The organism is Roseateles sp. GW821-FHT09B06 (assembly GCF_059418245.1).
This window is the reverse complement of the sequence record NZ_JBWKPM010000008.1, coordinates 14,070-35,082: the sequence shown is the minus strand read 5'-3', so window position 1 is coordinate 35,082 and position 21,013 is coordinate 14,070. Positions and strand designations below refer to the sequence as shown.

Annotated in this window: 19 protein-coding genes; 6 read left to right on the top strand and 13 right to left on the bottom strand. The window is 69.0% G+C overall.

The window, feature by feature from the left end:
* Positions 1-45: 45 nt before the first annotated feature.
* Complete coding sequence (locus AC07OQ_RS09250) at positions 46-1,623, bottom strand: winged helix-turn-helix domain-containing tetratricopeptide repeat protein (RefSeq protein ID WP_495052825.1); 1,578 nt, start codon at positions 1,621-1,623, stop codon at positions 46-48.
* Between the two features lie 238 nt (positions 1,624-1,861).
* Here AC07OQ_RS09250 and AC07OQ_RS09245 point away from each other — a divergent pair, with 238 nt between their 5' ends.
* Genes AC07OQ_RS09245 through AC07OQ_RS09235 form a run of 3 tightly spaced genes read left to right on the top strand, consistent with a single transcriptional unit; the run spans position 1,862 to position 5,261 of the window.
* A complete protein-coding gene (locus AC07OQ_RS09245; RefSeq protein WP_495052824.1) occupies positions 1,862-2,623 on the top strand; it encodes an SDR family oxidoreductase in 762 nt (253 codons plus the stop codon).
* Between the two features lie 2 nt (positions 2,624-2,625).
* Entirely contained in the window at positions 2,626-3,663 is a 1,038-nt protein-coding gene (locus AC07OQ_RS09240) for an HlyD family secretion protein (RefSeq protein ID WP_495052823.1), read from the top strand.
* Positions 3,660-5,261, top strand: coding sequence for an MFS transporter (locus tag AC07OQ_RS09235; protein ID WP_495052822.1), 1,602 nt, complete (start codon positions 3,660-3,662; stop codon positions 5,259-5,261). The genes AC07OQ_RS09240 and AC07OQ_RS09235 overlap by 4 nt, the downstream gene beginning before the upstream one ends.
* Before the next feature lie 7 nt (positions 5,262-5,268).
* Here AC07OQ_RS09235 and AC07OQ_RS09230 read toward each other — a convergent pair whose 3' ends face one another.
* The gene (locus AC07OQ_RS09230) at positions 5,269-6,171 is read right to left on the bottom strand and encodes a LysR family transcriptional regulator (protein WP_495052821.1); all 903 of its coding nucleotides are present in this window, start codon (positions 6,169-6,171) and stop codon (positions 5,269-5,271) included.
* A 127-nt stretch (positions 6,172-6,298) separates the two neighbouring features.
* Here AC07OQ_RS09230 and AC07OQ_RS09225 point away from each other — a divergent pair, with 127 nt between their 5' ends.
* From AC07OQ_RS09225 to AC07OQ_RS09215, 3 genes are read left to right on the top strand one after another with little or no spacing between them, the layout of a single operon-like run.
* Positions 6,299-7,402, top strand: a complete 1,104-nt coding sequence (locus tag AC07OQ_RS09225) for an alkene reductase (RefSeq protein ID WP_495052820.1) — start codon at positions 6,299-6,301, stop codon at positions 7,400-7,402.
* A 35-nt stretch (positions 7,403-7,437) separates the two neighbouring features.
* Positions 7,438-8,463 carry an aldo/keto reductase gene (locus tag AC07OQ_RS09220; RefSeq protein WP_495052819.1) on the top strand — a complete coding sequence of 342 codons (1,026 nt, stop codon included), beginning with the start codon at positions 7,438-7,440 and terminating at the stop codon, positions 8,461-8,463.
* A 43-nt stretch (positions 8,464-8,506) separates the two neighbouring features.
* A complete protein-coding gene (locus AC07OQ_RS09215) occupies positions 8,507-8,779 on the top strand; it encodes a helix-turn-helix domain-containing protein (RefSeq protein ID WP_495052818.1) in 273 nt (90 codons plus the stop codon).
* An 11-nt stretch (positions 8,780-8,790) separates the two neighbouring features.
* On the opposite strand, the gene AC07OQ_RS09210 is transcribed toward AC07OQ_RS09215, so the two are convergent.
* From AC07OQ_RS09210 to murC, 11 genes are all read right to left on the bottom strand, one after another.
* The gene (locus AC07OQ_RS09210; protein WP_495052817.1) at positions 8,791-8,976 is read right to left on the bottom strand and encodes a hypothetical protein; all 186 of its coding nucleotides are present in this window, start codon (positions 8,974-8,976) and stop codon (positions 8,791-8,793) included.
* 54 nt (positions 8,977-9,030) lie between these two features.
* Complete coding sequence (locus tag AC07OQ_RS09205; protein WP_495052816.1) at positions 9,031-10,077, bottom strand: DctP family TRAP transporter solute-binding subunit; 1,047 nt, start codon at positions 10,075-10,077, stop codon at positions 9,031-9,033.
* A gap of 39 nt (positions 10,078-10,116) precedes the next feature.
* A complete protein-coding gene (locus AC07OQ_RS09200) occupies positions 10,117-11,415 on the bottom strand; it encodes a TRAP transporter large permease (RefSeq protein WP_495052815.1) in 1,299 nt (432 codons plus the stop codon).
* Positions 11,412-11,921, bottom strand: a complete 510-nt coding sequence (locus AC07OQ_RS09195) for a TRAP transporter small permease (protein ID WP_495052814.1) — start codon at positions 11,919-11,921, stop codon at positions 11,412-11,414. Before AC07OQ_RS09195 ends, AC07OQ_RS09200 begins: the two co-directional genes overlap by 4 nt.
* A gap of 91 nt (positions 11,922-12,012) precedes the next feature.
* The gene (gene lpxC / locus AC07OQ_RS09190; RefSeq protein WP_495052813.1) at positions 12,013-12,948 is read right to left on the bottom strand and encodes a UDP-3-O-acyl-N-acetylglucosamine deacetylase; all 936 of its coding nucleotides are present in this window, start codon (positions 12,946-12,948) and stop codon (positions 12,013-12,015) included.
* A 17-nt stretch (positions 12,949-12,965) separates the two neighbouring features.
* A complete protein-coding gene (locus AC07OQ_RS09185) occupies positions 12,966-14,948 on the bottom strand; it encodes a sensor histidine kinase (RefSeq protein WP_495052812.1) in 1,983 nt (660 codons plus the stop codon).
* 259 nt (positions 14,949-15,207) lie between these two features.
* On the bottom strand, positions 15,208-16,425 hold the full coding sequence (gene ftsZ, locus AC07OQ_RS09180; RefSeq protein WP_495052811.1) for a cell division protein FtsZ: 1,218 nt from the start codon (positions 16,423-16,425) through the stop codon (positions 15,208-15,210).
* Between the two features lie 117 nt (positions 16,426-16,542).
* Complete coding sequence (gene ftsA / locus AC07OQ_RS09175; RefSeq protein WP_495052810.1) at positions 16,543-17,772, bottom strand: cell division protein FtsA; 1,230 nt, start codon at positions 17,770-17,772, stop codon at positions 16,543-16,545.
* 7 nt (positions 17,773-17,779) lie between these two features.
* On the bottom strand, positions 17,780-18,616 hold the full coding sequence (locus AC07OQ_RS09170; RefSeq protein WP_495052809.1) for a cell division protein FtsQ/DivIB: 837 nt from the start codon (positions 18,614-18,616) through the stop codon (positions 17,780-17,782).
* 10 nt (positions 18,617-18,626) lie between these two features.
* On the bottom strand, positions 18,627-19,595 hold the full coding sequence (locus tag AC07OQ_RS09165) for a D-alanine--D-alanine ligase (protein ID WP_495052808.1): 969 nt from the start codon (positions 19,593-19,595) through the stop codon (positions 18,627-18,629).
* The gene (murC, locus tag AC07OQ_RS09160; RefSeq protein WP_495052807.1) at positions 19,592-20,992 is read right to left on the bottom strand and encodes a UDP-N-acetylmuramate--L-alanine ligase; all 1,401 of its coding nucleotides are present in this window, start codon (positions 20,990-20,992) and stop codon (positions 19,592-19,594) included. Before murC ends, AC07OQ_RS09165 begins: the two co-directional genes overlap by 4 nt.
* Positions 20,993-21,013: the final 21 nt, after the last annotated feature.

Below are 21,013 nucleotides of genomic sequence, written 5' to 3'. Positions count from 1 at the left end.
ATCGAGTGACCGGTGCACGCGGGTCGAGCGCCCATCGTGCCGTCGTCACTCGGGCAGGCCGGCCAGCCGCAGTCCATCGGCGAGTCGCGCCAGGTCTTCCGGTCGATGGATCGGCAGCCAGCCCTCGAGATTGGACAGTCGCAGCGACGGGTCGAGCGCGCGTATGCGCTGCATCGCCTGGCACGCCTTGTCCGTTCGTCCGGCGAGCGCCTGACTCGCCGCCACCAGGCAGGCCGCGGCGAGGAAGCTGGGCAGATTGCCCAGGGCTTGCTCGGCCCAGGCCGCCGCGGCATCGAAGCGGCCCGCCAGGAAATGCGCCAGCGCCATGCCGGCCTGCATCCTGAACAGTTCCGGATCCAGCGGGCTCAGGCGGATGGCATGCGTCAAATGCTCGATCGCGGCATCGGATTCACCGTGCAAGGCGCGCAGGAACCCGCCCAGAAACCATGCGGAGGCAAGGTTCGGATTGAGCAGCACGGCCCTGTCGAGCAGGGCGATGCCGACATCGAGGTCGCCGGCGAGATGCCCGAGTGCATGGCCGCCGCGCGTGAGCGCCACGGCGTCGTCCCGGCCGAGCTCCACCGCGAGCCGCGCCAAGCGGGCGCCCTCGGCGATCTCCCAGGGGCGATCGCTGGTCCAGCCATTCACCTTGCGCCAGAAATGGCACCAGGCCGCCATGCCGTAGGCCGATGCGAACTCCGGATCGAGTTCGGTCGCCCGGCGGAACAAGGGCAGCGCCGCCTCGATGGATTCGCGGGTGCCGCTGTGCAGCTTCGCGACGCCGCGCAGGTAATAGTCGTAGGCGTCCAGGCTTTCCGTCGGCTTGCGCTTGGCGCGCTCGATTTCCGCCCGTTCGAGCTGCGGCGCGATCGCGCCGACGACGCTCTCCGCCATCCGGTCCTGCAGCTCGAAGAGGTCGTCCAGCATGCCCTCGAAACGCTCCGCCCAGAGATGCATCCCGGTCGTGGCGTCGATCAGCTGCCCGGTGATGCGCACCCTGCTGCCGGTCTTGCGCACGCTGCCTTCCAGCAGATAGCGCACGTCAAGCTCGCGACCCACCTCCTTCACGTCCACCACCCGGCCCTTGTAGGTGAAGCTCGAGTTGCGCGCGATCACGAACAGCCAGCGCATGCGCGACAGCGCCGCGATGATGTCCTCCACCACGCCGTCGGCGAAGTACTCCTGCTCCGGATCACCGCTCAGGTTGTGGAAGGGCAGGACGGCAATGGAGGGCTTGCCCGGCAGCAGGGGCGCGGGCGGCGGGTCGCGCTGGTCACCCATGCCCTCGTGGAGCTCCGATGCGCCGGGCCGTTGCGCGGCCTCGATCTCGCCGACGAAGCGGAACCCCTTGCGGGCGACCGTGCGGACCAGATGCTGATGCTCGCCGGTGTCGCCGATGGCCTTGCGAACCGCGTTGATGTGGCTGGTGATCGTCGATTCCGAGACGACCCGGCCGCTCCAGACCGTCTGCAGCAGCTCGTCCTTGCTGACGACCCGGTCGCGGTGGCTGACGAGATGCAGCAGCAGGTCGAAGACCTGCGGCCCGACCGGCACGACTTCCGCACGACGCGACAGCTCGCGGCGCTCCGGGTCGAGCACATAGTCTCCAAATTTGAACTGCACCTCGGCATCCCTTTGTCAAACGGCTGCCCGGCGGGGCAAGCGGCACGGCATTTCCGTGCGTCGATGGTACGGCAAGGCCCGGCGGGAGATCCCGTCCCGATCGAACAGGGTTTGGACGAAAAACCAAGCCTTCCTGAAGACCGATCCAGGGTGCCGGCAAGGACTTTCTGGGCCCGCTCCGGCAATCTTCATGCACGCCGACGGCAAGGGTTGCGGTCGGGGCAATCGGAGAGAAGCCATGAAGATTGTTGTCATCGGAGGCACCGGCCTCATCGGAACGAAGCTGGTCGCCAACCTGCGCGAGCGCGGCCACGACGCGCTCGCGGCGGCTCCCAACACGGGCGTCAACACCATCACCCGCGAGGGCCTGGCCAAGGCGCTCGACGGCGCCGATGTCGTCGTCGATGTGGCGAACGCGCCGGTATGGGAAGACCAGGCCGTGCTCGAATTCTTCGAAACCTCGAGTCGCAACCTGCTGGCCGCCGAAGTGGCGGCCGGCGTGCGCCACCATGTCGCGCTGTCGATCGTCGGCACCGAACGGCTGCCGGAAAGCGGCTACTTCCGGGCGAAGGTCGCGCAGGAAGCCCTGATCAAGGCCTCCGCCGTGCCCTATACCATCCTGCGTGCCACGCAGTTCTTCGAGTTTGTCGGCGGCATTGCCCAGGCGGCCACGGTCGGCGAGGAGGTACGCCTGTCACCGGCGCTGATCCAGCCGATCGCGTCGCAGGACGTGGCGCTGGCGCTCACCGATGTCGCGCTGGCAGCGCCGGTCAACGGCACGCTCGAAGTCGCCGGCCCCGAGGCCATGCCGCTCGACGAGCTGGTCCGCCGCTTCCTGCGCGGCACGAAGCAAACGCACCGGGTCGTGGCGGACGTCCGCGCGCGCTACTTCGGCGGCCTCCTCACCGACCAGACGCTCACCCCCGGGGCCGATCCGCGCCTCGGCGCGACCCGGTTCGAGGACTGGCTCGGGCAGTCGACGGCCCGAGCGGAGCGCTAGTCGTGGCACGGCTCGACAGGAAAAAGGCCATCGGCCTGCTGCTGTGCCTGGGCGCCGTGGTCGCCGTCGCCGCCGGATGGGCCATGGCCCGTTCGGGTGACGAGCCGTCGACCGACAACGCCTATGTCCGCGGCGATGTGACCTCGCTCGCCCCCAAGGTCGCGGGCTACATCACGGCCGTGGAGGTCGAGGACAACCAGGCCATCCGGGCGGGCGACGTGCTGTTCAGGATTGACGACCGGGACTTCCGCGCACGCCTGGCGCAAGCCGCGGCCAATGTCGAAGCCGCCCGGGCCCGCCTCACCAGCGTCGATGCCGAGACACCGCTGCAGCAGGCCCTGATCCGCCAGGCCGAAGCGCAACGGCAATCGAACCTGGCGGAGATGACCCTGGCGACCAAGGCCTTGGATCGTCGGCGTCACCTGGTCAGCGTTGGCTTCGTCAGCCACGCCCAGCTCGATGAAAGCGATGCGGCGCAATCGAGGGCCGAGTCGGGCGTCTCGGCCGCAGCGGCGATGGTGGCGGCGCAGCGGCAGCGGATCGCCGTGCTGGCCACCCAGCGGACCGCGGCCCTGGCCGCGGTGGAGCAGGCACAGGCCGCCTACGATCTCGCCCAGATCGATCTTGAGAACACGGTCGTCAGGGCACCGGTCGGCGGCATTGTCGGCAACCGTCAGATCCGCGTCGGCCGCCTGGTCGCCCCCGGTGTTGCCCTGCTGGACATCGTCCCCGCGAAAGATCTGTGGGTCGTGGCGAACTTCAAGGAGACCCAGCTCGAGCATGTCCGCCCGGGTCAGCGCGCGAGGATCACGATCGACGGACTGCCCGACCAGAGGTTCGACGGCGTCGTGGACAGCTTTGCGCCTGCCAGCGGTTCCACCTTCAGCCTGCTGCCCTCGGACAATGCCACCGGCAACTTCGTTCGCGTCGTCCAGCGCGTTCCCGTGAAGATCAGGTTCGTCGGCACCACGTCCTTGCCTCGTCAGCTGGCGCCGGGCCTGTCGGCCCGGGTCCAGATCGTCGCAGCGAGCCGGTCATGACGGCGGCCGCCTCCAGATCGCCCACGCCAGCGGCAGGCGCCCTGCTGCTGGCGGCCATCATCAGTGCCGCCTTGACCGAGGCGATCGCCGGCACCGTCCTGGCGCTGGCGCGCGCCGACATCGCCGGCGATACCCAGGCCACGCCGGACGAGCTGGCCTGGCTGGACATCGCCTATACCGCGCTGAAACTGCTGGGGTTCATGCTTGCCCCGTGGCTGATGACACGCATCCGGCCGCGCGGCCTGATCCTCGGCTCCACCCTCGTCATGGGCGCGGCCTGCCTGAGCGCCGCGCTGACGACCCGCCTGGACCTGCTGGTCGCGCTGCGGGCCGTGCAGGGCCTGGCCGGCGGCACCCTGCTGGTCGCGGGCCAGACGATCATCTTTCTGGTCTTTGCGCGGCGTCTCCAACCGACCCTTCAGGCGCTGTTCGCGATCGGCGCGGTCGTTGCCCCGGCGACGCTCACGCCGGCGCTCGGCGGGTGGCTGCTCGACCATCTGTCGTGGACCTGGATCTTCCTCTGCATCGTCCCGCTGGCCTTGGCGGCCGCCGGGCTGCTGCTGCTGGCGGACGGTCCGACGCCCCTCGAGACCGCACGCCGCCCCTTCGACTGGATCGGCGTCCCGCTCCTCGCCACCGCACTCCTGTGCTTCACCTACGTCCTCAGCCAAGGCAGTCGCTGGAACTGGTTCGAGGAAGCTCGCATCTTGTGGCTGACCCTGATCGGCGCTGCCGCCTTGCTGGCCTTCCTCGGCCGGCAGGTGCTGGCCGGACCTAAGGCCCTGCTCGACTTTTCGCTGTTCCGGTCGGACGACTTCTCGTTCGCCTCCGTCGTCAGTCTGGTGGCCGGCGCCGCCTTGTTCGGGACCGCGTTCCTGATCCCGGCATTTGCCGTGTCCCGCCTTGCCTTCACGCCCACCGCCGCCGGCGAGCTCCTGCTGCCAAGCAGTGCATTGTTCATCGGGTCGCTGCTGCTGAGCGCATTCCTGATGCAAGCCCGCCGCGTTCCTCCGATCGCCACGGTGCCCTTGGGCATCCTGATGATCATGGTGTCGATGTGGATGCTGTCCGGGTCGAGCGGCGACAGCGGCGCGAGCGACATGATGGCCGCCGTCCTGTTGCGCGGCCTGGGCCTTGGCTTCCTCTTCCTGTCGATCACCCTGGTCGCCTTTAGCAGCCTGCCCGACCACCATCTCGCTTCCGGCATCGGTCTTTTCAACACCGGCCGCCAGCTCGGCGGGCTGATGGGGGTCGCCGGGCTGCAGACCTTGATCGACCATGAGACCGCCGCCAATATCGCGGTGCTGGGGGCGCACATCAGCGCAGGCGTCCCCGCCGTCGGCGAACGTCTGACGACGACCGCGGCGATGCTCGCGTCGAAAGGGCTGGATGCGGCGGTCGCCACCGCGACCTCGACAAGCCTGCTCGGCCGCACCGTCACCGGTCAGTCCGTCGTGATTGCCTTCGACACCGCGTTCAACGCCATCGCCTTGCTCTTCGTCATCGCCGCCCCCATGCTGATCGGCTTCAAGGTCGGACTCCTGCGATACGCGAAATTGCGCGCCGCGCGGACGCCGAAGACGGCCGAAGTCCCGTGACCCTGGCCTAGCCACCCAGCTCGCTCGCCACCTCGGCGATCAGGGAGCGCAACCAGCGGTGCGCCGGATCCTGGCGGTAGCGCACATGCCAGGCCATTTCCACCGGGAAGCTGCCAAGCTCGGCCGGCGTCGGCAGGATCTTCAGGCGCGCGTCCCGGGCCAGGCGGCGGCAGATCAGCCGGGGCAGGGTCGCGCAGTAGTCCGTCACCGCGACCACTTCCGGGATCGCCAGGAAATGCGTCACCGAGACCGCCACCTCGCGCCTCAGCCCCTGGCGCTCCAGCGCCTGGAACAGGCCGACGCGCAGGCGGCCGGGCGGCAGCATGTTCACATGCTTGAGCTGCTCGAACTGCTTGCGCGTGATCTTCTCGCCGATCTGCGGATGGTCGGCGCGCACGATGCACGCCAGGCCGTCGTCCATCAGATGCTGCACGATCAGCTGGTCCGGCGGGGCGACGATGCGGCCCAGCACCAGGGCCGTCGAGCCTGAGATCACGCCGGTCTCGGCCAGGTCCGTGCCATAGGGGGTGAGCCGCAGGCTGATGCCCGGCGCGCGCTCGCGCAGCCGCGCCACGATGGCCGGCACCAGCACGAACTCGACATAGCTGTTGGGCGCGATCGTGATCAGCTGGGTCGCCTTCGCCGGATCGAAGTCCTGCTGACCGAGGACCACCCCGTCCAGGCCGGCCAGCGCCGCCGCGATCGCCGGCGCAAGCTCCAGCGCCTTGGGCGTCGGCTGCATGCCGTAGCGCGCGCGGGTGAACAGCGGGTCCAGCAGCAGCGCGCGCAGGCGCGTCAGCGCATTCGACAGCGCGGGCTGCGTGATGCCCAGCCGCTCGGCCGCGCGCGTCACGCTGCGCTCCTCCATCAGCGCCAGGAAGACGGGCAGCAGGTTCAGGTCGTAGCGCATCCAGTCATATTGCTTGATATATATCTTAAATTCAATAAATAAATTGGATGAATTGCTGCACCGCACCCAAACTCTGCCTCATCCGAAACAGATCCCGCGTTCTCGCGAACACCGAAAGGAAGCCGCCATGTCCACCGAAGCCCTGTTCACCCCCGCCCGCCTGGGCGCCATCGACGTCAAGAACCGCATCGCAATGGCCCCGCTGACCCGCTCGCGCGGCGGCATGGACGGCCTGCCCTCGCCGCTGGCCATCGAGTACTACCGCCAGCGCGCCGCCGCCGGCCTGATCATCAGCGAGGCCACCAACATCTCGCGCCAGGGCCGCGGCTATGCCTACACGCCCGGCATCTATACCGACGCCCAGGTGCAAGCCTGGAAGAAGGTCACCGACGCGGTGCACGCCGCCGGCGGCGGCAAGATCGTGATGCAGCTCTGGCATGTCGGCCGCATGTCCCATGTCAGCCTGCAGGAGGACGGCGCCGCGCCGGTCGCGCCCAGCGCGCTGCAGGCCGGCGGCAGCGTCTTCACCGAGGCCGGTTTCGAGCCGCCGTCGATGCCGCGCGCGCTGGAGACTCATGAGATCGCCGGCATCGTCGAGGACTACCGCCAGGCCGCGATCCGCGCCAAGGCCGCCGGCTTCGATGGCGTCGAGGTGCATGCGGCCAACGGCTATCTGCTGGAGCAGTTCCTGCGCGACAGCACCAACCGCCGCCAGGATCAATATGGCGGCTCGATCGAGAACCGCGCCCGGCTGACCCTGGAGGTGGTCGAGGCGGTCGCCGGCGTCTGGGGCGCCGATCGCGTGGGCCTGCGCCTGTCGCCGCTGTCCACCGCGATCGGCGACACGCCGCTGGACAGCACGCCGATGGAAACGCATGCCTATCTCGCCCGCCGGCTCGGCGCGATGGGCCTGGCCTATCTGCATGTGGTCGAGGGCCAGATGCATGGCAATGACAACGAGAATGGCGGCGGCTTCGACAACCAGGCCCTGCGCGCGGCCTTCGGCGGCGGCGCCTACATCGCCAACAACGGCTACGACCGCCAGCGCGCGCTGGACGCCACGGCCTCGGGCCAGGCCGATATGGTCGCCTTCGGCCGGCATTTCATCGGCAACCCGGACCTGGTGGCGCGCCTGCGCGTCAATGCGCCGCTGTTCGACGCGCCCTTCTCGGCCTATTTCGGCGGCGACGCCGAGGGCTATACCCGGTTCACGCTGCCGCGGGCCGCGTAAGCTGCCCTTCCCCATCCAGCTCTGGAGTCTCAAGCATGGCACTCATCAAGGACCTTCTGCCCGGCAAGCTGGGCTTCGGCACCGCCCCGCTGGGCAATATGTTTCGCGACATCCCCGAGGCGGAAGCCCGCGCCACGGTGGACGCCGCCTGGAACGACGGCATCCGCTTCTTCGACAACGCGCCCTTCTACGGCGCCGGCCTGGCCGAGCTGCGCATGGGCGAGGCGCTGGCGGCCAAGCCGCGCGAGGACTATGTCGTCGCCACCAAGGTCGGCCGCCTGATTCTCGACGAGGTCGAGGACGTCAGCGCCCGCGACCTCGGCGAGAAGGGCGATGTGTTCAAGCATGGCCGGCCCAACAAGATCGTCAACGACTACTCGGCCGATGCCACGCTGCGCTCGATCGAGGACAGCCTGAAGCGCCTGCAGACCGACCGCCTGGACATCGTCTGGGTGCACGACGTCGCGCAGGACTTCTATGGCGACGAATGGCTCTCGGTGTTCGAGAGCGCGCGCAAGGGCGCCTTCAAAACCCTGGACCGGCTGCGCGACGAGGGCGTGATCAAGGCCTGGGGCCTGGGCGTCAACCGGGTGGAGCCGATCGAGCTGCTGCTGGACCTGGAGGGGCCTCGCCCGGACGGCTTCCTGCTGGCCGGCCGCTACACCCTGCTGGACCATCAGCGCGCGCTGCAGCGCGTGATGCCCAAGGTGCTGGAGCGCGACCTGTCCATCGTCGTGGGCGGCCCCTACAGCTCGGGTGCGCTGGTCGGCGGACCTAACTTCGAGTACGCGCCGATCCAGCCCGCGATGCGCGACAAGATCGCCCGCATCAAGGCACTGGCCGACCGTCATGGCATCGGCATGAAGGCCGCGGGCCTGCAGTTCGCGCTGGCGCACCCCGCGGTGGCCGCGGTCATTCCCGGCGCCAGCCAGCCGGGGCGCCTCGCCGAAGACCGGGCCGCGCTGAACGAGAAGGTGCCGGCCGACTTCTGGCGCGAGTTGCGCGCTGCCGGTCTGGTCCATCCCGACGCGCCGCTGCCGCTCGTGGATGGCACCGCCTGAGCGACCGGCACCCCACGGGCTGCCGCCGCGCCACAATATCCCGATGGCTCAAGGCAAACGAATTTCCGCAGACATCGACGACAACGCGCTCCGGTCCATCAGGGACCTGGGCGCCACCGCCAAGCAGGCCCGCCTGAGCGCGGGTGAAGGCCAGGCCGCCGCGGCGGCCCGCCTGGGCGTCCATGTGCAGACGATCGCCCGCATCGAGGCCGGCGAACCGGGCGTTTCCATCGGGCATATGGTGGGCCTGCTGGCGCTGTACGGGATCTCGGTACGGCCGTCGCCGCCGCCGACCGGCGGCGAACAGGCGTCGTAACGACGGTTCGCTCAGAGCATCGGCGCCAGCCGCTCCAGGATCAGCACCGCGAAGAAGCCTAAAGCGGCGATCACCGTCCACTTGATGATCACGATGCCGCGGTGGCGCCAGACGGGCTGGCGCGTGCCGATGTACATCGCGAAGCAGAGGATGCCCGCGAACAGCAGCAGGCCGACGACGAGGCGGAAGATCAGCACGGGATCTCGCTTTCCTGTATCGGAGGGTCCGAGGGGCTATGCCGAGCGGCGGCGTCAGCGCTTGCGGGCCGCGATCGCCTTCTCGGCCTTGGCGACCAGCTCGACGCCGATCTGCGGTTTCCATTTGTTGTACACCGAACGCGTGGCCTTGACGAAGGCCTCGCGCTCGGCGGCGCTCGGCTGCGTGACGGTGACGCCGAGGCCGGCGATATCCTTCAGCAGCGGCTGGCCCGGCTCCACCAGGCCCTTGCGCGCGATCGCGATCTGCTGCTGGCCGGCGTCGAGGGCGGCCTGGCGCACGATGGCCTGGTCGGCCGGGGTCCAGGAGGCCCAGACCTCCTTGTTGACCACGAAGATCAGCGGGTCGGCCACATAGCCCCACATCGTGATGTGCTTCTGCGCCACGCTGTGCAGTTTGGCCGCGGTGAAGATGGCCAGCGGGTTTTCCTGGCCGTCCACCGCGCCGCTGGCGAAGGCGGGCTGGGCATCGGCCCAGCTCATCTGCGTGGGATTCGCGCCCAGGGCCGTGAAGGTGTCGAGGAACAGCGGCGAGCCGACGACGCGGATCTTCAGGCCCTTCAGGTCCTCGGGCGTCTTCACCGCGCGCTTGCTGTTGCTCAGTTCGCGGTAGCCGTTCTCGCCCCAGGCCAGCGGCACGACGCCGGCCTTGTCCAGGGTCGCGAAGATCTCCCTGCCCACCTCGCCCTGGGTCAGCACGTCGATCGCCGCGTAGTCGGGCATCAGGAAGGGCAGCGAAAACAGGTTCAGTTGCTTGACCTGGGGCGACCAGTTGATGGTCGAGCCGACGGCCAGGTCGATCACGCCCTGGCGCAGCGCGCTGAACTCGCGCGTCTGGTCGCCCTGGATCAGCGAGACGCCGGGGTAGAGCTTGATGTTGATGCGGCCCTGCGTGCGCTCGCGCACGAGATTGGCCCAGATCTCGCCGCCCTTGCCCCAGGGGAAGGCCGTGCCCAGCACCAGGGACATGCGGTATTCGCTCTTGTAGGTCCCCTGGGCCTGGGCGGCCGGGGTACCGAGGCTCAGGGCCGCGGCCGCGGCCAGGGCCAGCGAGGCAAGAAGGGAGCGGCGGAAGGTCTGCATCGGTCGGGTCTCCTGCTTGTAGATATGTTGTCGCTTCGTTCAGTATCCCAGCCTGGCCGGCAGCCACAGCGCCAGCGCCGGCCAGACGATCACGGCCACGATCACCAGCAGCATGGCCAGCACCAGCCAGCGCACCCAGACCACCGTCTGGTCCATGCCGACCCGGGCGATGCGGCAGGCCACCATCAGGTTCACCGCCATCGGCGGCGTGAACTGGCCCAGCGCCACCAGCAGGGTCAAGAGCACGCCGAACCATACCGGGTCCCAGCGGAAATGCTGGACGATGGGCCACAAGAGCGGCACGAAGATCAGGAAGATCGAGATGCCGTCCAGGAACATGCCGACGACGATCAGCAGCAGCACGATCGCGGCGAGCACGCCGTACTCGCCCAGGCCCGCGCCGGTGATGGCGCGGGTCAGCGGATCGATCACGCCCAGCGTCGAGAGCGAGAAGGCGAAGATGCCCGCCAACGACACCACGAGCAGGATCACCGCCGACAGCTCGCCCGACTCGCGCAGGATCTCGAACAGGTCGCGCGGCCCGATCGTGCGGTGCACCGCCATGCCGACGAACAGGCCGTAGAACACCGCGACGACCGCCGCCTCGGTGGGCGTGAACCAGCCCGCGCGCATGCCGCCGAGTATCAGCACCGGCGCGATCAGGCCCCAGCTCGCCTCACGCAGGCTGCGCCAGAACGGCGGACGCGGCAGGCCGGCCTCCAGCTTGCCCATGCCGTGGCGGCGCGCCAGCCAGACCGCCGGCGCCATCAGCGCGAAGCCCACCAGTACGCCCGGCACCACGCCGGCCGCGAACAGCGCCGGCACCGAGGCCCCGGGCACCAGCACCGAGTAGACGATGAAGGCGATCGAGGGCGGGATCAGGATGTCGGTGGCCGCCGCGGCGCCGACCACGCTGGCCGAATAGGCCGCCGGATAGCCCGCGCGCGCCATCGCGGCCAGCATCACGCCGCCGACCGCCGCCGCGGTGGCCGGGCCCGAGCCCGAGATGCCGCCCAGGAACATCGCCACGCCGATCGCCACCAGCGGCAGCATGCCGGGCCCGCGGCCGACGATGGCGATCGCGAAGTTCACCAGGCGCGAGGCCACGCCCGAGCGGTCGAAGATGCTGCCCACCAGCACGAACATCGGGATCGCCAGCAGCGGGTACTTGCCCAGGCCGGCATAGAAATTCTGCGGCACGGCCAGCAGGCCGAACCACTGCACCTCGGCATTGGCCAGCGCGATGCAGGCCGCGCCGGCCAGACCCATGGCTGCGCCGATCGGCACACCGGCCAGCATCAGCACCACGAAGGCCGCGAACAGCAGGGCCGCGATCATGCACCGGGCTCGCGGCGGCGCATCAGCAGGCCCAGCGCGCGCAGCGCGATGGCCAGCGACACCAGGGGCAGCCAGATCGAATACCACCACTGCGGCACGCCGATGCCCGGCGAGGTCTCGCCGAAGCGGTAGTCGTCCCAGACGACGCGCACGCTGAGCAGCGCGATCAGCCCGAACACCAGGGCCACCACCAGGGCGCCCAGCCGGGCCAGGCGGCGGCGGCGCGCGGCCGGGCCGCGCTCCAGGAAGAACTCGATGCGGATATGCCGGTCGCGCGCCACCGCGGCCGAGCCGGCCACCAGCACCAGCAGGATCATCAGGAAGATCGACACCTCCTCGGTCCAGGCGAAGGAGGCATCGGTGAAGTAGCGCACCAGCACATTGGCGAAGGTGATGCAGGCCAAGAGACCCATGATGATCACCGTGGCCCAGTCCTCCAGCGCCAGCGGGACCCGGGTAGGCTCATCGATAGGCGGGGATTCCGGTTCGGGAGCGTCTGAATGCATCGTGCGGCGCGGCGGGCGGGATGGGTCCGGCCCATCCTAGCCCGCGGGTCCGGCACGCCGCCCTGGGGCTTACCTGAAGCCCGCCGCCGCCTCACCAGGCCGGCGCCAGCTCCGCGAAGCCGGCGGGGGCTTCCTTCTCGTCCTCGAAGCTGACGATTTCCCAGGCCGTCTCGTCGGCCAGCAGCGCGCGCAGCAGCTTGTTGTTCAGCGCATGGCCGCCCTTGAACGAGGTGTAGGCGGCCAGCAGCGGATGGCCCGCCACATGCATGTCGCCGATCGCGTCGAGGATCTTGTGCTTGACGAACTCGTCGTCGTAGCGCAGCCCGTCGGCGTTCAGCACGCGGTAATCGTCGACGACGATGGCGTTGTCCATCGAGCCGCCCAGGGTCAGGCCGCGCGAACGCATCAGCTCGATGTCGCTGGTCATGCCGAAGGTGCGGGCGCGCGCGATCTGCTTCTTGTACTGGCCCGAGCCCATGTCGAACACGAAATGCTGGCCGGTCGCCGACACCGCCGGGTTGTCGAACTCGATCTGGAAGCTCAGGGTGTAGCCATGGTGCGGCTCCAGCTTGGCCCACATCAGGCGCTTGCCCTCGCCCTGGCGCACCTCGACGGTCTTCTTGACGCGCAGGAACTTCTTCGGCGCGTTCTGCAGCTCGATGCCGGCGCTCTGCAGCAGGAACACATAGCTGGCGGCCGAACCGTCGAGGATCGGCACCTCGTCGGCGCTGATGTCGACATAGAGATTGTCCAGACCCAGGCCCGCGCAGGCCGACAGCAGATGCTCGATGGTCTGCACCCTGGGGCCGCCGGGATCGCCGCCGGGGCTGATCGTGGTGGCCATGCGCGTGTCGCAGACGGTGTCGACGCGCACCGGGATGTCCACCGGATGGTTCAGGTCGACGCGACGAAACACGATGCCGGTGTTGGGCGCGGCCGGACGCAGGGTCAGCTCGACCTTCTGACCGCTGTGGATGCCGACGCCGACGGCGCGCGTCAGCGACTTGAGCGTTCGTTGTTGCAGCATGCCGCTATTGTCGGTGATTACCCTGAGCTCTGCTGGGCCGGGGTCTCGCCGGACTCGCGCCGCCGCACCGGCAGGCGCAGGCTGAGCTGGGTGCCATGGCCCGGTCGGCTGTCCACATGGACGCTGCCGCCCAGGCGATGGGCGCGCTTTTGCTGGCTGCGCAGGCCGCGGCCCTTCTGCGCGGTGTCGAGATCGAAGCCCAGGCCGTCGTCCTCGACGCGGATCTCGACCTTGTGTCCGAGGTCGCGCGTGGCGATGCGCACGCGCGAGGCGCGCGCATGCTTGAGCACATTGTTCAGCGCCTCCTGCAGCAGGCGCAGCACATGCAGCGCGTCGGGCGGCTCCAGCCACTCCAGCGGGGGCAGGTCTTGCACGTCCCATTCCAGCATCAGGCCGCCGGCCTGCAGGCGCTTGCCCAGGCGGTAGCGCATCGTCGCCAGCAGGGACACCAGGTCGTGGCCCACCGGCTCCAGCGAATCGATCACCAGGCGCAGATCGTCCACGCATTCGCGCAGCACCTCCACCACCTGCTCCTGGCCCATGCTGCCCTGCTCGACCGCCACCATGGCCGAGAGCAGCGAGCTGCCGAGGCCGTCGTGCATGTCCTGCATCAGGCGCTGGCGCTCCAGCAGCAGCGCCTGCTGGCGCTCCGCCTCCGAGAGCCGGTCATGCTGGGCCTGCAGCTGCGCGCCCTGCTCGGCCAGGCGCTGGCCCAATTGGCCATTGGCCTGCTCCACCTGCCGGAGCGCTCCGAGGAAGCGCTGCTGCACCGCATAGAGGAAGCTGGCCACGATCACCAAGGTGGCGAAGGGCATCAGGTAGATATGCTCGCTCCAGCCCCAGCCGGCCAGCAGGCCCAGATCGTGAATGCCGAGCGCCAGGCCCAGCAGCAGGCAGAAGGCGATCAGGCGCAGCTCGCGGCTGCCCTCGCGCAGCGCCACCACGCCGACGAACACCGTGCCGATCAGCCCCACCACCGCATTGACCATGTGCTGCAGCACCAGCGGGTCCATCACATCGATCCAGAGCGGCATGGTCAGCACGCTGCTGAGCACGACAAACACCGCCAGCAGGCGCTCGAAGCGCGGGAAGCGCCCCTGCGCGAAGCGCAGCGCGAACAGAAAGGTCAGCAGCATGACCCAGGACATCGAGGCATGCGTCGCCCACCAGAACCATTCCAGCCCCAGCCGCGTGCCGGGCAGGTCGAGGTGGTAATGCAGATTGCGCACCAGCCAGGCCACCGAGGCCAGCGCGAACAGCAGATAGGCCGGCTCCTCGCGCCGCTGCAGCCACAGGGTGAAGGCGAACAGGCCCAGCACCACCAGCAGCAGTCCGGTGGCCTGGGGCACGCCGATCTGCAGCGCCCAGCGCGTGTCGTAGAGCGGCTCCAGGTCCTCGCGCGCGCCCAGCCAGGCGCTGGAAACGGCGAAGAAGCTGTCCTTCAGCACCGGCACCGCGACGACCACCTCGATCGCACGTTCCTGCTGCAGCTCGGTGAAGGCGCCGGGAAACACCGCCCACAGCGGCCGCACCCATTGCTCGCGCGCGCCGCTCTGGTTGTCGAACACCGGGCGCCAGCCCTCCTCGGTGCGCACCAGCACCGCCGCGGCCATGCCCACCAGACGCGGCATGTAGAGCGCCACGCTGGTCGGCCAGCGCCCCTCGGGCGGCGCATAGCGCAGCCGGTACCAGCGCATCTGGAAGCGCTGCTCGTCGGCCAGGCGCGCGCCGGCCTCGCGCTTGCGCACATCGGGCAGGCGCACCGGCACCCAGGCGCTGTCCTGCTCGGGCGGTTGCAGATGGGCGGGCAGCAGGCCCGGGGTGCCGTCCATCGCGCGCAACGCCGCCCACCATTCGCGCAGGTCCTCGCGGTTCCAGTTCGACACCGCCAGCTGCGCGCCGGTGGCCCGCTCGCCGGCGCTGCGCAGCGGCGCATCCGGCAGGCCCAGGCGCTGCGCCTGCACCGGACCCAGCAGGCAGCAGGCCAGGAGCAGGGACAACAGACGCGGCAGTAGCAGCGAGATCGGACCCATCCGAGTAGAAAAACTTGTTGCGTCGGGCGGACCGAGGCCTGTCCGCGGCGCCTAGTCTGCCCCCAAGCAGGCGGGCTGGCTACGACGCTTACGCCGATGAGGGCATGGATGTCGCATGCCCGCAGCAGAAAACGCGCAAGCCCGCCGGGCAGCGAGGAGGAGGGTCGCTGCCCGGCGGGCTTGCTTGATGACGGATATCAAGGGCCGACGGCCCTCGATATCGCGCTCAGTCGGCCTGCTTGCGCAGGAAGGCCGGGATCTCGATCTCGTCCATGCCGTTGGACGACAGGGCCTCGACCTTGGCCGCGGCGGTGCGGCCATGGCGCCAGACGCTGGGCACGCTCATGCCGGCGAAATCGTTGCCGCCGCCCATGGTCGTCGTGGCGGCGGGCATGCTGACCGCATGGTTCAGCACCGGGATGTTGTCGGTGCCGGTGCGCAGGGCCGCGGCCGGCTGCACCACCTGCAGCGGCGCCTGCACGCGGGCGCGGTTGCTGGTCAGGCCGGTCGCGATCACGGTGACGCGCAGCTGGTCGCCCAGGCTTTCGTCATAGGCCGTGCCGTAGATGATGTGCGCATCTTCCGCGGCGTAGCGCTTGATCGCGTTCATCGCGTTGCGGCTCTCGGCCAGCTTGAAGGTGTTGCGGTTGGCGGCGATCAGCACCAGCACGCCGCGCGCACCCGACAGATCGATGCCTTCCAGCAGCGGGCAGGCCACGGCGGCCTCGGCCGCCTTGCTGGCGCGGTCCGGGCCACCGGCCACGGCGGTGCCCATCATGGCCTTGCCGGGCTCGCTCATCACGGTCTTGACGTCTTCGAAGTCGACGTTCACCAGGCCCGGCATGTGGATGATGTCGGAGATGCCGCCCACGGCGTTCTTCAGCACGTCGTTGGCATGCGCGAAGGCCTGGTCCTGGGTGACGTCGTCGCCCAGCACGTCGAGCAGCTTGTCGTTCAGCACCACGATCAGCGAGTCGACATTGGCCTCCAGCTCGGCCAGGCCGGCGTCGGCGGCCTTGGAGCGGCGGCCGCCCTCGAACTCGAAGGGCTTGGTCACCACGCCCACGGTCAGGATGCCCATTTCCTTGGCGACCCGTGCGATCACGGGCGCGGCGCCGGTGCCGGTGCCGCCGCCCATGCCGGCGGTGATGAACAGCATGTTCGCGCCCTGGATCGATTCGCGGATGCGGTTCTCGGCCTCCTCGGCGGCGGCCTTGCCCATCTCGGGCTTGGCGCCGGCGCCGAGACCGGAGGTGCCCAGCTGCAGCAGCTGGTCGGCCTTGGAGCGGTTGAGGGCTTGGGCGTCGGTATTGGCGCAGATGAATTCCACACCTTGCACGCCCTGGGCAATCATGTGATCGACCGCGTTGCCGCCGCCGCCACCGACCCCAATCACCTTGATTTGGGTGCCCTGATCAAACTCTTCGATCATCTCGATCGCCATAGCAAACCTCCTTCAGCAATTGTGCAGTTGCCAACCGTTAAAAACTACAGGGAAGACCCCTTTTTTACGTGTCGGCCCATATTTTTCGGGCCGCACGCCACAGCGCTTACAGGGCGCTCAGAAATTACCCAGAAACCAATCCTTGGCACGGCCGATGATGGTTTTCACCGAACCGGCCTGCTGTGCCGCTTTCAAACCCCGGGTGCGTGACAGCCGGGCCTCCTCCAACAAACCCATCACGGTCGCCGAGCGCGGGTTCGAAACCATGTCGAACAGCGCACCGCTATAGGTCGGGTTGCCGCGGCGCACCGGCTTCAGGAATATGTCCTCGGCCAGTTCCACCATGCCCGGCATCACCGCCGAGCCGCCGGTCAAAACAATGCCGGACGACAGCAATTCCTCGTAACCGCTCTCGCGGATAACCTGGTGCACCAGCGAGAATATTTCCTCGACTCGGGGTTCAATAACCCCCGCAAGTGCTTGTTTCGACAGCATGCGCGGTGCCCGGTCGCCCAGCCCCGGCACTTCCACCTGGTCCGCCGGGTCGGCCAGCAGCTGCTTGGCCACGCCATGCTCGACCTTGATTTCCTCGGCGTCCTTGGTGGGCGTGCGCAGCGCCATCGCGATATCGCTGGTGATCAGGTCGCCGGCGATCGGGATGACGGCGGTATGACGGATCGAGCCGCCGGTGAAGATCGCCACATCGGTGGTGCCGGCGCCGATATCGACCACCGCCACGCCCAGGTCGCGCTCGTCCGAGGTCAGGGCCGCGGCGCTCGAGGCGCTGGGGTTCAAAACCAGCTGGTCGACTTCCAGGCCGCAGCGGCGCACGCACTTGACGATGTTTTCCGCCGCGCTCTGGGCCCCGGTCACGATATGGACCTTGACCTCCAGCCGACCGCCGCTCATACCGATCGGCTCTTTCACCTCATGGCCGTCGATCACGAATTCCTGCGGCTCGACCAACAGCAGGCGCTGGTCGTTCGGGATATTGATGGCCTTGGCGGTTTCGACCACGCGGGCGACATCCACCGGCGTCACCTCCTTGTCGCGCACGATCACCATGCCGGTGGAGTTCTGCCCCCGGATATGGCTGCCGGTAATCCCCGTGAAAACCCGCGATATCTTGCAGTCGGCCATCATTTCGGCCTCTTTCAGGGCCTGCTGGATGGATTGGACCGTCGCGTCGATATTCACCACCACGCCGCGCTTCAGGCCATGCGAGGGCGCCACACCCAGGCCGGCGATGCGCAACTCCCCATTGCCCAGCACCTCGGCCACCACCGCCATGATCTTGGCGGTGCCGATATCCAAACCAACGACCAGATCCTTGTATTCCTTGGCCATATGCCCCTCAGCGTTTTTTGACCTGGCCCTTGACCGGGCCCGGTGTCGTGGTAGTCGATATTCCGCGCAAGCGCACCGCATACCCGTCGCCGTGGCGCAGGTCGGCCGTCAGCAGCGGGGTTTGGAAGCGCGAGGTGATCTGGGTGATGCTGGTGGCGAACTGCCGGTAGCGCGCCAGCACCTCGGCCTCGCTGCCGCGCCCCAGTTCCACCACCGCGCCCTTTTCCAGGGTCAGGCGCCAGGAGCCGCGGCTGGACAGGTCCAGGCGCCCCACCGTCTCCCCCAGGCCCTGGCTGGCGCCCTGCAATTGCCGCCACATCGACAGCATGCGTTCCGAGCTGCCCTCCGGGCCGGCCAGCACCGGCAGATCGTCGTCCTCGACATCGCCCAGATTGGCCTCGAACACCTCGCCGAAGCTGTTCACCAGGGCGCGCCCGGTGCTGGCGTCGCTGTTGGCGTCGGCGCCGTCGGCCTTGGCCTCCCAGTAGGCCGCGGGCTTGTGCTCCTCCAGCCTCACGCGCAGCCGATTCGGCCAGACGCGCTGCACCTGGGCCTTGCGCACCCAGGGCACGGCCTCGAAGGCCTGGCGGCCCTGGCGCAGGCTCATGCTCAGGAAGGTACCCGACAGATGCGGTAGCGCATTGGCGCGCAGCGAGGCCACGCTGTTGCGCGCCACCTCGCCCTCCACCTGGATATGGCGGATATTGAAGGCCGGCAGCCGCGCCAGCTGGTGCAGCGCCACGCCCAGGCCCGCGATCACCAGGCCGGCCATCAGCAGCGCCGTCACGCCATTCATCAGGCGGACGTCGGACGGCAGCGGGGCGGCGGCGGCGAGCGTGTTCATGGACAGGCGATCAGGCGCGATCCAGGCGGGCCATGGACAGCACCAGCAGGCACAGCTTCGAGTACGAGATGCCGGCCGCCTTGGCGGAGATCGGCACCAGCGAATGCGAGGTCATGCCGGGCGAGGTATTCATCTCCAGCAGGAAGGGCTTGCCGTCGCTCTTGCGCAGCATCAGGTCGGCGCGGCCCCAGCCGCGGCAGCCCAGCGAGCGGTAGGCGGCCAGCACCAGGGCCCGGACCTCGGCCTCCAGCGCCGGCGTCAGGCGACCGGTGTGGTACTGGGTCACATCGGTGAAGTACTTGTTCTGGTAGTCGTAGTTGCCCTCGGGCGCCTCGATCACGATCACCGGCAGGGCCTGCGCGGCATCGCCCTCGCCCAGCACCGGGCAGGTCAGTTCCTGGCCGTCGATGAACTCCTCGCACAGCAGCTCGCCGTCGTAGCGGGCGGCCAGTTGCACCGCGTCCTGCATCTGCGAATAGCCCATCACCTTGCTCAGGCCGATGCTGGAGCCCTCGTGCGGTGCCTTCACGAACAGGGGCAGCCCCAGCTCATCGGGCACGCTGCGGATGCGCTCCCGCGTCTGCTCGTGCGTCTTCAGCGTGAGCCAGCGCGGCGTCGGCAGGCCGTCGGCGCGCCACAAGCGCTTGGTAGTGATCTTGTCCATCGCCACGGCCGAGGCCATCACGCCGGAGCCGGTGTAGGGAATGCCCAGCAGTTCCAGCGCACCCTGCACCGTGCCGTCCTCGCCATGGCGGCCGTGCAAGGCGATGAAGGCGCGCTCGAAGCCGAGCTCTTTCAGTTCGTGCAGGCCGCGCTCGGCCGGGTCGAAGGCATGCGCGTCGACGCCCTCCTCGCGCAGCGCGGCCAGCACGCCGGGGCCCGACATGGTCAGCGAGACCTCGCGCTCGGCCGAGCTGCCGCCCATCAGCACGGCCACCTTGCCCAGGCTCTTGGGATCGATGTTGAAGTTCAGGTTCATTTCAGCAAATCCACGGTTGCGGCCGGCACCGCGCCGATCGAGCCGGCCCCCATCACGATCACCACATCGCCGTCGCGCGCCTGGCTCGCGATCGCCGCCGGCAGCGCCCGCACGTCCTCGACGAAGACCGGCTCCAGCTTGGCCGCCACGCGCAACGCGCGCGTCAGCGCCCGGCCGTCGGCCGCCACGATCGGGGCCTCGCCGGCCGCGTAGACCTCGGTCAGCAGCACCGCGTCAAAGCCACCGATCACCTTGACGAAGTCCTCGAAGCAGTCGCGCGTGCGGGTGTAGCGATGCGGCTGGAAGGCCAGCACCAGGCGCCGGCCCGGGAAGGCACCGCGCGCGGCGGACAGCACCGCGGCCATCTCCACCGGATGGTGGCCGTAGTCGTCGACCAAGGTGAACAGGCCGCCACCCTGCGCCGGCAGCTCGCCCCAGCGCTGGAAGCGCCGGCCCACGCCGCCGAACTTGGCCAGCGCCGCGACGATCGGCGCGTCGGGCAGCTCCAGCTCGGTGGCCACCGCGATCGCGGCCAGCGCGTTCAGCACGTTGTGCACGCCCGGCAGGTTCAGCGTGATGTCCAGGTCGGCCAGGCCGGCGCCAAGATTACGACGGGCGGTGAAGCGCATCTGGCCGCCGGCCAGCGCCTGCACATCGACCGCGCGCACCTGGTTGTCCTCGGCGAAGCCGTAGCTGACGATGGGCCGCGAGATCAGCGGCAGGATGCTCTGCACGCCCGGATCGTCGCCGCACACCACCGCCGCGCCGTAGAAGGGCATGCGGTGCAGGAAGTCGACAAAGGCCTGCTTCAGGCGCGCGAAGTCATGGCCATAGGTGTCCATGTGGTCGGCGTCGATATTGGTGACGACGGCCATCATCGGCAGCAGGTTCAGGAAGGAAGCATCGCTCTCGTCGGCCTCGACCACGATGTACTCGCCGCTGCCCAGCGCCGAATTGGCGCCGGCGCTGTTGAGCCTGCCGCCGATCACGAAGGTGGGGTCGACGCCGGCCTCGGCCAGCACCGTGGTCACCAGCGAGGTGGTCGTGGTCTTGCCATGCGTGCCGGCGATCGCGATGCCCTTCTTCAGGCGCATCAGCTCGGCCAGCATCACGGCGCGCGGCACCACCGGAATGCGCGCGGCGCGCGCCGCGATCACCTCGGGGTTGTCGGCCTTCACCGCGGTGGAGGTCACAACCGCCTGCGCGCCGGCGATATGTTCGGCCGCATGGCCGATGAACACCCGCAGGCCCAGCTGGGCCAGGCGTTCGGTGGTGGCGCTCGCCCCCTGATCGGAACCGGACACGGTGTAGCCCAGGTGGTGCAGGATCTCGGCGATGCCGCTCATGCCGGCGCCGCCCACACCGACGAAGTGAATGTGTTTCACCGCGTGTTTCATGCGGACGCTCCCGGCATTGCA

Bases quoted from the DNA above. Each gene is read 5' to 3' on its own strand.
- AC07OQ_RS09170 (WP_495052809.1), bottom strand. From the start codon at position 18,616: ATGAACACGCTCGCCGCCGCCGCCCCGCTGCCGTCCGACGTCCGCCTG.
- AC07OQ_RS09220 (WP_495052819.1), top strand. From the start codon at position 7,438: ATGGCACTCATCAAGGACCTTCTGCCCGGCAAGCTGGGCTTCGGCACC.
- lpxC (WP_495052813.1), bottom strand. From the start codon at position 12,948: ATGCTGCAACAACGAACGCTCAAGTCGCTGACGCGCGCCGTCGGCGTC.
- AC07OQ_RS09200 (WP_495052815.1), bottom strand. From the start codon at position 11,415: ATGATCGCGGCCCTGCTGTTCGCGGCCTTCGTGGTGCTGATGCTGGCC.
- murC (WP_495052807.1), bottom strand. From the start codon at position 20,992: ATGAAACACGCGGTGAAACACATTCACTTCGTCGGTGTGGGCGGCGCC.
- AC07OQ_RS09165 (WP_495052808.1), bottom strand. From the start codon at position 19,595: ATGAACCTGAACTTCAACATCGATCCCAAGAGCCTGGGCAAGGTGGCC.
- AC07OQ_RS09230 (WP_495052821.1), bottom strand. From the start codon at position 6,171: ATGCGCTACGACCTGAACCTGCTGCCCGTCTTCCTGGCGCTGATGGAG.
- ftsA (WP_495052810.1), bottom strand. From the start codon at position 17,772: ATGGCCAAGGAATACAAGGATCTGGTCGTTGGTTTGGATATCGGCACC.
- AC07OQ_RS09225 (WP_495052820.1), top strand. From the start codon at position 6,299: ATGTCCACCGAAGCCCTGTTCACCCCCGCCCGCCTGGGCGCCATCGAC.
- AC07OQ_RS09205 (WP_495052816.1), bottom strand. From the start codon at position 10,077: ATGCAGACCTTCCGCCGCTCCCTTCTTGCCTCGCTGGCCCTGGCCGCG.
- AC07OQ_RS09245 (WP_495052824.1), top strand. From the start codon at position 1,862: ATGAAGATTGTTGTCATCGGAGGCACCGGCCTCATCGGAACGAAGCTG.
- AC07OQ_RS09235 (WP_495052822.1), top strand. From the start codon at position 3,660: ATGACGGCGGCCGCCTCCAGATCGCCCACGCCAGCGGCAGGCGCCCTG.
- AC07OQ_RS09195 (WP_495052814.1), bottom strand. From the start codon at position 11,921: ATGCATTCAGACGCTCCCGAACCGGAATCCCCGCCTATCGATGAGCCT.
- ftsZ (WP_495052811.1), bottom strand. From the start codon at position 16,425: ATGGCGATCGAGATGATCGAAGAGTTTGATCAGGGCACCCAAATCAAG.
- AC07OQ_RS09215 (WP_495052818.1), top strand. From the start codon at position 8,507: ATGGCTCAAGGCAAACGAATTTCCGCAGACATCGACGACAACGCGCTC.